The sequence below is a fragment of the Pseudomonas sp. TE50-2 genome, assembly GCF_040813665.1.
GTDB classification, from domain to species: Bacteria; Pseudomonadota; Gammaproteobacteria; order Pseudomonadales; family Pseudomonadaceae; genus Aquipseudomonas; species Aquipseudomonas soli.
The window spans coordinates 3254104-3266808 of the sequence record NZ_JBFNXN010000001.1 but is presented as its reverse complement, the minus strand read 5'-3'; the positions used below and the strand labels follow the sequence as shown (position 1 = coordinate 3266808).

Genomic DNA, 12705 nt, shown 5'->3' with positions numbered 1-12705 from the left:
CCCGTTCAGATGATCAACCCTGCCACTTGCCGCCCTCGACAATCACGCTCTCAGGCTTGGTATCGTCGCTCAGTTCCTTGCGCACGTACTGGTCGTACAGCTTGAGCAGGAACTTCTCCTCGCCGAGCTTGGCCAGTTCGGCATTCACCCAATCGCGCAACTCGGTATTGCCCTTCTTCACCGCCGGGGCGATCGGTGCTTCGTCACCCAGCAGCTGTGGCAGCACGCGGTAGCCCGGGTTCTGCTTGGCCCAGCTGAACAGGATCAGGTTGTCCTGGGCATAGGCATCACCCCGACCGTTGGCCAACGCGGCCAGCGACTCGGTGTTCTTCTCGAACTTGAGCAGTTTCCAGTCCGGGTGGGTCTTGGTCAGCCAGATGTCGGCGGTAGTGCCGGTAGTGACGATGATGGTCTTGTCGGCCAGGTCGTCGAGCTTCTGCACCGAACTGCCGTCGGCGACGATGGCCTGCACCGCCACGCGCAGGTTGGGGTTGGTGAAGTCCACGGCCTCCTTGCGTTCCGGGGTGACGGTCATGTTGGCGAGGATCAGGTCGACCTTGTCGCTCTGCAGGAACGGGATGCGGCTGGCAGGCTCGACCGCGACGAACTCGACCTTGTTCTCGTCGCCCAGCAGGTCCTTGGCGAAGCGCCGGCCGATGTCGGTGTCGAAGCCCACGTAGCGGCCGCTTTCATCGACGAAGCCGAACGGTGGCTTGTCGGTGAACACGCCGACGATCAGCTTGTCGCGGGCCTTGATGGTTTCCAGGTAGCTGCTGGCCGGCGAGGCGGCGGCGGGCTTGGCCGGGTCTTCGGATTTGTTGCAGCCGGCCAGCAGGGCCAGGCCCAGCAATGGCGCGAGCAGTTTGGCGAACGGGGCAGTCTTCATGACAGTTCCTTGTGCAGTGGCTTAGACAGTGTCTTGGGCAGGCTTTCGACGAACGAGAATTTCTCCAGGAACTGCTGCGCGCGTGCGGTCTGCGGTTGAGTGAAGAAGCGCTCAGGGTGGTTCTGTTCAAGGATCCTGCCGGCCTCCATGAACACGATGCGGTCGGCCACCGCGCGGGCGAAGGCCATTTCGTGGGTGACGATGAGCAGGGTCATGCCTTCGCGGGCCAGACCCTGGATCACCTGCAGCACCTCCTTGACCATCTCCGGGTCGAGGGCGGCGGTGACCTCATCGAAGAGCATCACCTGTGGGTTCATGCATAACGAACGGACAATGGCGATGCGTTGCTGCTGGCCACCGGAGAGCTGGCGCGGGAACGCGTCACGCTTGTCCAGCAGCCCTACCCGGGCCAGCAAAGCCTCGGCCTGGGCCTGGGCCTCGTGGCGTTCGCGCTTCTGCACCTTCAGGGGCCCCAGCAGCAAGTTGTCGATCACGCTCATGTGGCCGAACAGGTGGTAGCTCTGGAACACCATGCCGACCCGCTGGCGCACCTGGCGCCAGTCGGTGTCGGGACCGAGCAACTCCTGGCCGTCGAGGCGCAGGCTGCCGCCCTGGGCCTCTTCCAGGCCGTTGAGGCAGCGCAGCAGGGTGCTCTTGCCGCAGCCGCTGGGGCCGAGGATCACCACCACCTCGCCGGCCTCGACCTTGAGGTCGATGTCTGCCAGCACCTGGTGCTGGCCGAAGAACTTGTTGAAACCTTGGAATTCGATCAATGGATTCATGCGTGGGCCCAGCGCCGCTCCAGCACGCGGGAGGCGGCCGACAGCGGATAGCAGACAAGAAAGAAGAACAGGAACAGCGCGCCGTAGATCAGCACCGACTCGTAGGTACGTTCGATGATCTGCTGCCCCGCCTTGATCACTTCGACCACGCCGATCAGCACCGCCAGCGAGCTGGTCTTGATGATCCGCGTGTAGATATTGATGGTCGGCGGGGTCATGCGCTTTAGCGCCTGGGGCAGCAGCACATAGGCATACAGCTGCCAGCCGCCCAGGCCGATCGACAACCCCGCCTCGCGTTGCCCGCGTGGCAGCGACTGCAAGGCGCCGCGCACCACCTCGCCGACCTCGCTGGCGCCCCACAGGCCCAGCACCAGCACCGCGCACCAGAAGCTGGGGATGCTCAGGCCGAAGAAGATCGGCAAGCCGAAGAACACCAGGTACAGCCAGACCAGCACCGGAATCGCCCGGAACAGTTCCAGGTACACCTGCAGCAGGATGTTCAACCAACGGCGGCCTAGGGTCGCCAGCACGCCGTAGAGCACGCCGCCCAAGGTGGCGAACAGGATGCCCAGGGCCGAGATCGCCAGGGTCTGCCCGGCGCCCATGGCCAGTTGCGGCAGCGAAACCAGCAGCAGCTCAATGCCCGAACTGGCCATGTTGCAGCCTCCGTTCCAGGTAGCGCAGCAGCAGCGACAGCGGCAGGAAAATCAGCACGCAGAGCAGGGTCAGCACGGCGAGCATTTCGTAGGTCTTGTAGTACAGGGCGATGTAGTTCTTGGTGGTGTAGAGAATCTCCGGCACCGCCACCGCCGAAACCACGGTGGTTTCCTTGAGCAGGAAGACGAAATTGGCGAACAGCGCCGGCAGGCTTAGGATGCCGGCCTGGGGCAGGATCACATGGCGCAGCAGCTGGCCCTCGGAAAGCCCGATGGAGCGCCCGGATTCCAGTTGCGCCCGCGGCACGGCCTCGACCCCGGCGCGCAGTACCTCGGTGAGGTAGGCGCCGCCCATGAACGTCAGGGTGATGATCGCGGCAGCGAAGCCGGATACCTTCACCCCCAGGCTCGGCAAGGCGAAGTAGACGAAGAACAGCTGGATCAGCAACGGAGTGTTGCGCGCCAGCTCCACGTAGCCCTTGACCAGGCGCCACAGGTACGGCGTGCGCAACACCAGGATCGTCGCGTTGAGCAGCGCTACCAGCAACGAGGTGGCGATTGCGATCGCCCCGACTTGCAGGGTCACGCCAACGGCCTTGAAGAAGGCCGGCAGTGTGCTAAGCATGAAAGCGGAGTCGAAGCTCATGGAAGGGGCCTCGGCACGGTGTCACGAAGGTACGGCATGGGAAGGTCCAGGGTCGGCACGAGGGTAGCTCGGCGTCATTTCACGAATAGTGGCGCTGTGCCGGTAAGCACGATCCCTAGACTCTAAAGGCATAAAAATATTTTTATAAATATCTTTATTGCATATCTATATCACCACCCCGTGACGCTCGGAAATTTCCTTCACTAGACGCGGATCTTTCCGAGGATTTTCCCCTCCAAGGGATTTCAAACTGTGACTTGCACGGCCCATCACATTCAACAAGGAAGACAACGATGAACAGCCCCTGCTTGCCTGCTTCAAACGAACAACTGCTGTGGCTCCTGGCGCTGCGCCGGGCCCTGGCGACTCAGCGCTGAGTCTTGCGCTGCACTACTCGAGACCGGCCAGCCCGCCATCAGGCCAGCACAAACAAAAACGCCGACGCAAAATGCGTCGGCGTTTTTCGTACCAGATCGCGTATCAGAACGCCGGCAGTACCGCACCGCTGTATTTCTTCTCGATGAATGCCTTCACTTCCGGGCTGGTCAGCGCCTTGGCCAGCTTCTGGATGGCCGCGCTATCCTTGTTGTCCGGGCGGGCAACCAGGAAGTTCACGTACGGCGAATCGCTGCCTTCGATCACCAGGGCGTCCTTGGCCGGGTTCAGGCCGGCTTCAAGCGCATAGTTGGTGTTGATCATGTCCAGGTCGACCTGATCCAGCACACGCGGGAGCATGGCCGATTCAAGCTCCTTGAACTTGAGCTTCTTCGGGTTCTCGGCGATGTCCTTCGGCGTTGCCAGTGCGTTCTTCGGATCCTTCAGGGTAATCAGCCCGGCCTTCTGCAGCAGCAGCAGGGCACGGCCACTGTTGCTGCCTTCGTTGGGGATGGCCACGGTCGCGCCGTCCTTCAGCTCGGCCAGGCTCTTGACCTTCTTCGAGTAGCCACCGAACGGTTCGACGTGCACGCCGATCACGGTCTCCAGGTGGGTGCCCTTGCCTTCGTTGAAGTTCTTCAGGTACGGCAGGGTCTGGAAGTAGTTGGCGTCCAGGCGCTTCTGGTCGACCTGCACGTTGGGCTGGACGTAGTCGGTGAAGACCTTGATCTCCAGGTCCACGCCTTCCTTGGCCAGGGTCGGCTTGATCAGTTCGAGGATTTCCGCGTGCGGCACGGGCGTGGCGGCGACCACCAGTTTTTCAGCGGCGTTGGCGAGGCCAGCGAACGACAGTGCGGCGGCCAGGGCGGTGGTCAGCAGGGTCTTTTTCATGGTGATCCTTGTTCTATAGCTGGGCCATCGCAGATGGCGAGTCGGGTGCCCATCCGTTCGGGTGGGCGTGCAGCGGACAATACCGAGATTTTTTATTCCGGAACAATATCTTTTGATTAGCTGCTTATGCCAAAAACAAATGGCCATCACGCCCTTTGCTTATGAACAGCGCCAGACTGCTCTATGGCGCGGTTTTCCCCAGTCGTGCCAGCGCCGCGCCGAGCAGATCGCGCAGTTCGGCCACGGTATCCGCCTCGCGGCTGCTGCCTAGCTGCAGGAGCTGGCGGGCCAGGCTGGCGAGGGGAGCGGTATCGGGCAGGTCGAGATGCGCAGGGAGGATTTCCGCGCCATCGCTGACCAGCAGGGCGAAGTGAATGACGTTCTCCAGCTCGCGGGTATTGCCCGGCCAGGCATGCGCTTCGAGCGCCTGTTGTGCCGCCTCGCTGATCAGGGGAACCGGCCGATCCAGGCGCACGCTGTAGATCCCCACGAAGTACTCGGCCAACGGCAGGATATCGCCGACCCGATCACGCAGCGCCGGCAACTCCAGCTCGCCTTCGTGCAGGTAATGGTAGAGCCGCTCGTTGAAACGCCCCGCGCGCACTGCCAGCGCCAGGTCGATGCTGGAAGCGGCCACCAGCCGCACATCGACCGCCTGCGGCTGCGTGGCGCCGACCCGGATCACCTCGCGATTCTCCAGGGCGGCCAACAGCTTGCCCTGGATCGCCAGGGGCAGGTCGGCGATCTCGTCCAGATACAACGTGCCGCCATTGGCCGAGCCGAACCATCCGGCGCGACTGCTGGCAGTACCGCCCTGGCTACCAGCGCTGTAGCCGAACAGCTCGGCATCGGCATAGGTCGGGCTGATGGCCGCGCAGTTGACCGACACGAACAACCCGCCCCGATCGCTGGCGCGATGAATCTGTCGGGCCAGCAGCTCCTTGCCGGTGCCGGTCTCGCCGCGGATCAGCACCGGCAACGGTTGTGGCGCCAGCCGCTCCAGAGCCTGGCGCAGCGCCTGGGAGCGCGGATCGACGAACACCAGCGCCTTGGCGCGGATGCTCAGCGGGCTCTTGTCCAGTTCGGGGAAGGTCAGCAGCGGCTGACCGAATGGGGTGTGAAATGTCATGGAATACTCCCGCCCCGGCCGCAAGCGGTCGAGGGACTCAGCTCAGTCGATGAAAACCTGTGGATCAGGCGCGGCGCAGGGCGCGCTGGTCGACACGGGCCTGTAGCCGGTAGAGATAGGCAAAGCCTTGCTCCCAGCGTTGGTGCCCGGACTTGACGTTGATATGCCCGGCGTTGGCCAGCAGCCCGGCTTCGGCGCCCCAGGCCTGCGCCAGGTACAACGCGCGCGGCACGCTCACCGCCGGGTCGTTGTCGGAGCTGACCACCTGGCTGGGGAACGGCAGGGCCTGCAGGGGAATCGGCGCGAAATTGCGCAGGGCTGGCGCGCAATTCGGCCGCTCGACATCCGCCGGTGCCACCAGCAGCGCGCCGCGAACTCTTTGCTGCAGATCAGGGCTGGCCTGGGCGGCCCAGTGAGCGACCGTGATGCAGCCGAGGCTGTGCGCGATGAGAATCACCGGCGAGCGCTCGGCGGCAATCGCTTGCTCCAGCGCCTGTACCCAATCGCGCCGTTGTGGCGTGAGCCAGTCGCTCTGCTCGACCCGGGCGCTGTTGGGCAGGCTGCGCTGCCAGTGACTTTGCCAATGGTTGTCTGGCGATCCTTGCCAGCCCGGCACAATCAGGTAACGAATCGACTCATTGCGCATGGGGACGCCTCCGGAAGTTTGCGTGCTTGGGTGCAAGTATAGGGAGGGGGTTATATTCGTAAAGGAATAAGAAGCTATTTATTAATAACCAAAATACCAAAATGAAAGAGGCTTGGTTTCGAGCAATAAAAAAAGGGCCATCCCCTGCCAAGGAAAATGGCCCCTAAGCACTTGCCTGAAGAAGGTATCGCCGTTCAGCGCGCGGTGATCACCGCCAGCTTGCTGATCCCGGCACGCTCGATCGCCGCCATCGCCCGGGCGACCTCGCCGTAGTTCACACCATCGTCGGCCTGCAACTGCACACGCAGCTCGGCGTCCTTGTCCTTGGCAGCCTTGAGGTTGGTCTCCAGCAGGTCGGGCTGGATCTCATCCTTGTTGATGAACAGCTTGCCGCTGCCGTCGATGCTCACCACCAGCGGGTCCTTCTGCTCCACCGGGGCCACGGCCTCGGTCTTGGGCAGGTTGATAGGGATGGCGTTGGTCAGCAACGGCGCGGTGACGATGAACACCACCAACAGCACCAGCATGACGTCCACCAACGGCGTGACGTTGATTTCACTCAACACTTCATCGCTGTCCTGGGTCGAGAAGGCCATGTCAGGACGCCTCCTTCACAGGTTGGCTGAAGCCGGTTTGCTGGCGCTGCACCGCCGGATGCACCAGCACGCGGAAGGCACTCTTCTGCGCCAGGCTGTAGAAGTCGTGGGCGAAGTCGTCGAGGTCGGCGGCGGTCAGCTTGAGGCGACGAAGGAAGTAGTTGTAGACCAGCACCGCCGGCACCGCGACGGCGATACCCACGCCGGTGGCCACCAACGCCGCACCGATAGGCCCGGCCACGGTCTCCAGGCTCGCCGAGCCCGCCGCGCTGATGCCCTTGAGCGCCTCCATGATGCCCCACACCGTGCCGAACAGCCCGATGAAGGGCGAAGTACTGCCGATACTGGCCACTACCGCCAGGCCGGTTTCCAGCGAACGACGCTCGCGGACGATCTGCTGGCGCAGGGCTCGCTCCAGACGGTCCTGGTGGTTGATGGCCTGGCTCAAATCGTTAGCGTGACCAGGCTCGCCAACCGCGATCGCCGCAAAGCCCGCCTGGGCGACACGGGCGGCCGGGCCTGGCAGATCGTGGGCCGGCTCGGCGGCGGAGTCGAGGCTGGACGCAGCCCAGAACTGCTGGTGGAAGCGCTTGTCCTGGTTCTTCAGGCGCACGAACTGCACGACCTTGACCAGGGCCAGCGCCCAGGTGGCGACGGAGAAGCCGACCAGCAGCCAGATGACTGCGCCTTCAACGGATTCGAGGGGAGATGCCAACAAGCTCATGATGAAGTCCTTCCTGTGTGCGCTCGCAAGTTAACGAAGCTTGAAATCGATCGGTACGCTGACCCAACCCACCTGGGCCACCTCGCCCTGCTTGGCCGGGACGAAGCTCCAGCGTTTCACCGCGGCCAGCGCGGCGGCGTCCAGGGCGTCGCGACCACTGCTTTTCTGGAGCTGGATCTGCCCCGGCTTGCCACTGGGCAGCACCTCGACGCGCAGCAGCACGGTGCCCTCCCAGCCACGGCGCTGGGCCATCTGCGGATATTCCGGCGCCGGGTTCTTGAGGTACGCGGCGTTGGCCGAGGCTGGCGTCACCGGGGCCGGGGCGGGTGGCGCAGGTGCAGGCGGAGCCGGCGCGGCCACGGGCGTAGGCGCGGGTGGCGGCGCTTCGACCGGTTTCGGCTGCGGTTTTGGCTGTGGCTTGGCCACAGGCTTGGGCACGACTTTCGGCTTGGGCTTTGGCTTGGCAGCCAACTCGTCGACCACCGGCGGTGGCGGTTCGACCACAGGCGCTGCCGGGACTGGCGGCGGCGGCTCGACGACTGGCGGCGCGGGCGCGGCGAACTCGATGGTCATGGGCGGAATCTGCGGCGGTACGATGGGCAACGCCGGGGTCGGTGCCTGGTTGATCCAGTAGGCGACGGCACCGTGCAGGGCCAGCACCAGCAGCACCAACGCCAGCTTGTCGCGTCGTTTGAGGCCGCTCAGCGGCGTGCGTTGCAGGCGTAACTGGCCAAGCGGCAGGCGTAGCGTGCGTCCGAGCTCTACCAGGTCGCCCGATGCCGGGTGCCATGGCTGCTCAAAGGCCCTGACGGCCGTCTGGACATTACCCATTGCTAGAAACTCCTGGGGTGTTGATTCAGGTGTGTGGCTGAATCATCGGGCCTAGGGGCTTAGCTCATAAAGAAATGTTTAAACGTAAAACTAGACCAAAATGGAATAATTATTTCGATGGTCTGTCCACAACCCGCGTCGTTCGCGGCCTGCCGCAGAACAGCTTGCGAACGATGCCTTATCAGCATTCAAAATATTCGTTCAAGGCATCAATCCGCTGCGAGGGCTCCGCCCTCGATCGCTGGCAAGCCAGATCCCACAAGTCATTGCAGCAAACCCTGTACAGTGGGAGCCGGCTTGCCGGCGATGGGCTGCAGCGCAGCCCCGACTATCCGCCAGCACATAAAAAACCCGGGACCATGCCCGGGCTTTTCATTTCATGCCTGCAGCTCAGATATCCGCCACCTTCTGCCACACCTTCGGCCGGAAGAACAACGTCTCCCCCCGCGCCAACCCGGTCAGGCTGTCATGATCCTTGACCACCTCGGCCTCGATCAGCTCGCTCTGCCCTTCCACCTTCAAGGTGACCCGGGTGGTCGCGCCCAACGGGCGGATATCACGGACCTCGGCGGCATGGTGGCCTTCGGTCTCATGGCGCGACAGCGACACCTCGTGCGGACGGAACAGCACATGGTGGCCTTCGCTGAGCGCCAGGCGGTTGGAGTCACCCAGGAAGTGGTAGACGAAGTCGTTGGCCGGTTTCTCGTACACCTCACCCGGCGAGCCGATCTGCTCGATCACGCCCTTGTTCATCACCACGATGCGGTCGGCGACTTCCATGGCCTCTTCCTGGTCGTGGGTAACGAATACCGAGGTCAGGTTGATGTCTTCGTGCAGGCGCGCCAACCAGCGGCGCAGCTCCTTGCGCACCTTGGCATCCAGCGCCCCGAACGGCTCGTCGAGCAGCAATACCTTGGGCTCCACCGCCAGGGCACGGGCCAGGGCGATACGCTGGCGCTGGCCGCCGGACAGCTGCTCGGGGTAGCGATCGGACAACCAGTCGAGCTGCACCATGTTCAGCAGCTCGTGGACCTTCTCGGCGATCTTGCTCTCGCTCGGGCGCTCGCCCTTGGGTTTCATGCGCAGGCCGAAGGCGACGTTGTCGAACACGCTCATATGGCGGAACAGCGCGTAGTGCTGGAACACGAAGCCGACGTTGCGATCACGCACGTCGTGGCCCGACACATCTTCACCATGGAACACGATGCTGCCGTCATCCGGGGTTTCCAGGCCGGCGATGATGCGCAGCAGGGTGGTCTTGCCGCAGCCCGACGGGCCCAGCAGGGCAACCAGCTCGCCGCTGTGGATGTCCAGGTTGATGTTGTCCAGGGCCTGGAAGCTGTTGAAGCGCTTGCTGACGTTACGAACTTCGATCGACATGAATCATTCCTCCGCGGCGCTGTGGCGCAGGCGGTTAATACGGTTCTCGCTCCACTGCTTGAGCAGCAGGATGAAGAGCGCCAGGATCAGCAGCAGGCTGGCCACGCTGAAGGCCGCGACATGGTTGTACTCGTTGTAGAGGATCTCCACGTGCAGCGGCAAGGTGTTGGTGACGCCACGGATATGCCCAGAGACCACTGATACCGCGCCGAACTCGCCCATGGCCCGTGCGGTGCACAGCACCACGCCGTAGATCAGGCCCCATTTGATGTTCGGCAGCGTGACGTGCCAGAACATCTGCCAGCCATTGGCCCCGAGCAGGCGCGCGGCCTCCTCTTCCTGAGTGCCCTGCTCCTGCATCAGCGGGATCAGTTCACGGGCGACGAACGGCACGGTGACGAAGATGGTCGCCAGAACGATGCCCGGCAGGGCGAAGACGATCTGGATGTCGTGATCCTGCAGCCACGGGCCGAACAGGCCCTGGGCGCCGAACATCAGCACGTAGACCAAGCCGGCGATCACCGGTGACACCGAGAACGGCAGGTCGATCAGGGTCACCAGGATACTTTTGCCACGGAAGCTGTACTTGCTCACGCACCAGGCGGCACTGACCCCGAACAGCAGGTTCAGCGGCACCGAAATGACCACCGCCAGCAGGGTCAGTTTGAGCGCAGACAACGCATCGGCCTCGAAGATCGCCTCGAAGAAGGTGCCGAAGCCGTTTTTCAGGGCTTGGGACACCACGATCACCAGCGGCAGGGCCAGGAACAGCGCAAAGACGATCCAGGCCAGGGTGATCAGCACGCGGCGCGAAGTGGCACTGCCACGCCGGGCGGCGTTGGCGGCGGCGGTCGCGCCAAGGGTTGATGAAGACATTAGCGGGCCTCCTTCAAGGGGTTTCGATGCGCCGCTGCAGCAAGTTGATCAGCAGCAGCAGGATGAAGGAAACCACCAGCATCAACACGCCGATGGCGGTGGCGCCGGTGTAGTCGTACTGGTCGAGCTTGACCATGATCAGCAACGGCAGGATCTCGGTCTTCATCGGCATGTTGCCGGCGATGAAGATCACCGAGCCATACTCGCCAACGCCACGGGCAAAGGCCAGGGCGAAGCCGGTCAGCCACGCCGGCAGCAACGCCGGCGCCAGCACATGGCGGAACACCTGCAAAGGTTTCGCGCCCAGGCAGGCAGCGGCCTCTTCCACCTCACGCGGGATGTCAGCCAGCACTGGCTGCACCGTGCGCACCACGAACGGCAGGGTGACGAACGTCAGCGCCAGGGTGATGCCCAGTGGGGTGTAGGCGATCTTGAAGCCAAGATCCGTGGCGAACTGGCCGACCCAGCCCGCAGGGGCGTACAAGGCGGTCAAGGCGATGCCGGCCACGGCGGTGGGCAGGGCGAACGGCAGGTCGATCATCGCGTCGATGACCTTGCGCCCGGGGAAGGTGTAGCGCACCAGCACCCAGGCCAGCAGGGTGCCGATCACGCCGTTGATGATGGCGGCGAACAGGGCGGTGCCGAAACTCAGCTTCAGCGCGGCGATGACCCGCGGCGCGCTGACGATGTTCCAGAACTGCTCCCAGGTGAGCTGCGAGGCATGGATGAACATGGCCGCCAGCGGTATCAGCACGATCAGGCTGAGGTACACCAAGGTGTAGCCCAGCGTCAGCCCGAAGCCGGGTATGACGGGGGAAATGCGACGTGACATAAAGGTCCCTGGTTGAACGCACGAAGCCCGGGAGTCATCCCGGGCCGGTGCAGGCTACTGAAGGGTTTTGTTTGTGGGGCTGCTGCGCAGCCCTTTCGCTGGCAAGCCAGCTCCCACAATGGCGGTACATTCCCGCTTCCTGTGGGAGCCGGCTTGCCGGCGAAAGGGGCGCGAAGCGGCCCCGATTGTTCATTGCCGATCACTGTGCCTGATAAATCTGGTCGAACACACCGCCATCGTTGAAGAACTTCGGCTGCGCAGTCTTCCAGCCACCGAAGTCCTTGTCGATGGTCACCAGGTCCAGTTTCGGGAACTGCTTGCCGAATTCGGCGGCGACCTTCGCGTCACGCGGACGGTAGAAGTTTTCCGCGGCGATCTTCTGGCCAGCCGGGCTGTACAGATGCTTGAGGTATTCCTCGGCGATCTTCTCGTTGCCCTTCTTCTCGGCGTTCTTGTCGACCACCGCCACCGGTGGCTCGGCCAGGATCGACAGCGATGGGACGACGATCTCGAACTTGTCGCTGCCACCGTCTTCCTTCAGCGCCAGGAAGGCTTCGTTTTCCCACGCCAGCAACACATCGCCCTGGCCGTTGTTGACGAAGGTGATGGTCGAGCCACGCGCGCCGGTATCGAGCACCGGCACGTGCTTGAACAGCTCCTGCACGTAGGCCTTGGCCTTGTCTTCACTGCCGCCGGTCTTCAAGCCGTAGGCCCAGGCGGCGAGGAAGTTCCAGCGGGCGCCGCCGGAGGTCTTTGGATTGGGCGTGATCACCGAGACGTCTTTCTTGATCAGGTCGCCCCAGTCCTTGATGCCTTTCGGGTTGCCCTTGCGCACCAGGAACACGATGGTCGAGGTGTACGGCGTGCTGGCGTCCGGCAGGCGCTTCTGCCAGTCCTCCGGCAGGGTCTTGCCGAGCTTGGCGATCTCGTCGATGTCGCCGGCCAGGGCCAGGGTCACCACGTCGGCGCGCAGGCCGTCGATGACCGCGCGGCCCTGCTTGCCCGAACCACCGTGGGACTGCTGGATCTTCACCTTGTCGCCGGGGTTGGCGGCTTGCCAATGCTTGATGAACTCGGCGTTGTACTGCTGGTACAGCTCGCGGGTCGGGTCATAGGACACGTTCAGCAATTCGTAGTCCTTGGCGATCGCGGAACCGGCAAAAACGGCACTGGCCAGGGCGGCAAGCGCATAACGGCGGATGGACATGGTGAAGCTCCCGATTGGCATTTTTCTAGTTTTGAAGGGGTGCGGTGTCAGCCGGTCTTGTTGCCGGGCTGCTGCAGGCGGAACTTCTCCTTGCGTTCGATCTGCACCACCTGGGCGTTATGCACGGTGATCTCCACCGCGCCAAAGCGCAGGTCGCGCAGGGCACTCTGGATTTCACGCAGAATGGTGGCTTCGTCCTGACCGTCGATGCTGCGCAGAGATGCACTCATGCTCGTTCTCCTGTGAGT

General features: G+C 63.4%; 15 protein-coding genes. All 15 read right to left on the bottom strand.

What is annotated here, in order from left to right:
- Positions 1-13: 13 nt before the first annotated feature.
- The 15 genes from AAHK21_RS14895 to oscA all read right to left on the bottom strand — a co-directional run bounded on the left by AAHK21_RS14895 (position 14) and on the right by oscA (position 12687).
- Complete coding sequence (locus tag AAHK21_RS14895) at positions 14-886, bottom strand: transporter substrate-binding domain-containing protein (RefSeq protein ID WP_367857635.1); 873 nt, start codon at positions 884-886, stop codon at positions 14-16.
- Positions 883-1668: an amino acid ABC transporter ATP-binding protein gene (locus AAHK21_RS14890; protein WP_023631066.1), complete on the bottom strand. Its 786-nt coding sequence runs from the start codon at positions 1666-1668 to the stop codon at positions 883-885. The genes AAHK21_RS14895 and AAHK21_RS14890 overlap by 4 nt, the downstream gene beginning before the upstream one ends.
- The gene (locus tag AAHK21_RS14885) at positions 1665-2324 is read right to left on the bottom strand and encodes an amino acid ABC transporter permease (RefSeq protein ID WP_367857634.1); all 660 of its coding nucleotides are present in this window, start codon (positions 2322-2324) and stop codon (positions 1665-1667) included. Before AAHK21_RS14885 ends, AAHK21_RS14890 begins: the two co-directional genes overlap by 4 nt.
- A complete protein-coding gene (locus AAHK21_RS14880; RefSeq protein ID WP_367857633.1) occupies positions 2305-2970 on the bottom strand; it encodes an amino acid ABC transporter permease in 666 nt (221 codons plus the stop codon). The genes AAHK21_RS14885 and AAHK21_RS14880 overlap by 20 nt, the downstream gene beginning before the upstream one ends.
- A 480-nt stretch (positions 2971-3450) precedes the next feature.
- A complete protein-coding gene (locus AAHK21_RS14875) occupies positions 3451-4236 on the bottom strand; it encodes a MetQ/NlpA family ABC transporter substrate-binding protein (RefSeq protein ID WP_094010961.1) in 786 nt (261 codons plus the stop codon).
- Positions 4237-4417: 181 nt separating this feature from the next.
- Positions 4418-5365, bottom strand: coding sequence for a sigma 54-interacting transcriptional regulator (locus AAHK21_RS14870; RefSeq protein WP_367857632.1), 948 nt, complete (start codon positions 5363-5365; stop codon positions 4418-4420).
- A 64-nt stretch (positions 5366-5429) separates the two neighbouring features.
- A complete protein-coding gene (locus tag AAHK21_RS14865) occupies positions 5430-6011 on the bottom strand; it encodes an alpha/beta hydrolase (protein WP_046853749.1) in 582 nt (193 codons plus the stop codon).
- Between the two features lie 194 nt (positions 6012-6205).
- Positions 6206-6607: a biopolymer transporter ExbD gene (locus AAHK21_RS14860; protein ID WP_028688526.1), complete on the bottom strand. Its 402-nt coding sequence runs from the start codon at positions 6605-6607 to the stop codon at positions 6206-6208.
- Between the two features lies 1 nt (position 6608).
- Positions 6609-7331: a MotA/TolQ/ExbB proton channel family protein gene (locus AAHK21_RS14855; RefSeq protein ID WP_367857631.1), complete on the bottom strand. Its 723-nt coding sequence runs from the start codon at positions 7329-7331 to the stop codon at positions 6609-6611.
- Positions 7332-7361: 30 nt separating this feature from the next.
- Positions 7362-8162, bottom strand: a complete 801-nt coding sequence (locus AAHK21_RS14850) for an energy transducer TonB (protein ID WP_367857630.1) — start codon at positions 8160-8162, stop codon at positions 7362-7364.
- 390 nt (positions 8163-8552) lie between these two features.
- Positions 8553-9542 (bottom strand): sulfate/molybdate ABC transporter ATP-binding protein, encoded by a 990-nt coding sequence (locus AAHK21_RS14845; RefSeq protein ID WP_008093195.1) that lies wholly within the window; start codon positions 9540-9542, stop codon positions 8553-8555.
- Positions 9543-9545: 3 nt separating this feature from the next.
- On the bottom strand, positions 9546-10418 hold the full coding sequence (gene cysW / locus AAHK21_RS14840) for a sulfate ABC transporter permease subunit CysW (RefSeq protein WP_367857629.1): 873 nt from the start codon (positions 10416-10418) through the stop codon (positions 9546-9548).
- A 13-nt stretch (positions 10419-10431) separates the two neighbouring features.
- Complete coding sequence (cysT, locus tag AAHK21_RS14835) at positions 10432-11250, bottom strand: sulfate ABC transporter permease subunit CysT (protein ID WP_023629656.1); 819 nt, start codon at positions 11248-11250, stop codon at positions 10432-10434.
- Positions 11251-11449: 199 nt separating this feature from the next.
- Complete coding sequence (locus AAHK21_RS14830; RefSeq protein WP_046853745.1) at positions 11450-12457, bottom strand: sulfate ABC transporter substrate-binding protein; 1008 nt, start codon at positions 12455-12457, stop codon at positions 11450-11452.
- Between the two features lie 47 nt (positions 12458-12504).
- On the bottom strand, positions 12505-12687 hold the full coding sequence (gene oscA / locus AAHK21_RS14825) for a sulfur starvation response protein OscA (RefSeq protein ID WP_003258557.1): 183 nt from the start codon (positions 12685-12687) through the stop codon (positions 12505-12507).
- Positions 12688-12705 lie beyond the last annotated feature (18 nt).

Bases quoted from the DNA above. Each gene is read 5' to 3' on its own strand.
- AAHK21_RS14895 (WP_367857635.1), bottom strand. From the start codon at position 886: ATGAAGACTGCCCCGTTCGCCAAACTGCTCGCGCCATTGCTGGGCCTG.
- AAHK21_RS14890 (WP_023631066.1), bottom strand. From the start codon at position 1,668: ATGAATCCATTGATCGAATTCCAAGGTTTCAACAAGTTCTTCGGCCAG.
- AAHK21_RS14885 (WP_367857634.1), bottom strand. From the start codon at position 2,324: ATGGCCAGTTCGGGCATTGAGCTGCTGCTGGTTTCGCTGCCGCAACTG.
- AAHK21_RS14880 (WP_367857633.1), bottom strand. From the start codon at position 2,970: ATGAGCTTCGACTCCGCTTTCATGCTTAGCACACTGCCGGCCTTCTTC.
- AAHK21_RS14875 (WP_094010961.1), bottom strand. From the start codon at position 4,236: ATGAAAAAGACCCTGCTGACCACCGCCCTGGCCGCCGCACTGTCGTTC.
- AAHK21_RS14870 (WP_367857632.1), bottom strand. From the start codon at position 5,365: ATGACATTTCACACCCCATTCGGTCAGCCGCTGCTGACCTTCCCCGAA.
- AAHK21_RS14865 (WP_046853749.1), bottom strand. From the start codon at position 6,011: ATGCGCAATGAGTCGATTCGTTACCTGATTGTGCCGGGCTGGCAAGGA.
- AAHK21_RS14860 (WP_028688526.1), bottom strand. From the start codon at position 6,607: ATGGCCTTCTCGACCCAGGACAGCGATGAAGTGTTGAGTGAAATCAAC.
- AAHK21_RS14855 (WP_367857631.1), bottom strand. From the start codon at position 7,331: ATGAGCTTGTTGGCATCTCCCCTCGAATCCGTTGAAGGCGCAGTCATC.
- AAHK21_RS14850 (WP_367857630.1), bottom strand. From the start codon at position 8,162: ATGGGTAATGTCCAGACGGCCGTCAGGGCCTTTGAGCAGCCATGGCAC.
- AAHK21_RS14845 (WP_008093195.1), bottom strand. From the start codon at position 9,542: ATGTCGATCGAAGTTCGTAACGTCAGCAAGCGCTTCAACAGCTTCCAG.
- cysW (WP_367857629.1), bottom strand. From the start codon at position 10,418: ATGTCTTCATCAACCCTTGGCGCGACCGCCGCCGCCAACGCCGCCCGG.
- cysT (WP_023629656.1), bottom strand. From the start codon at position 11,250: ATGTCACGTCGCATTTCCCCCGTCATACCCGGCTTCGGGCTGACGCTG.
- AAHK21_RS14830 (WP_046853745.1), bottom strand. From the start codon at position 12,457: ATGTCCATCCGCCGTTATGCGCTTGCCGCCCTGGCCAGTGCCGTTTTT.
- oscA (WP_003258557.1), bottom strand. From the start codon at position 12,687: ATGAGTGCATCTCTGCGCAGCATCGACGGTCAGGACGAAGCCACCATT.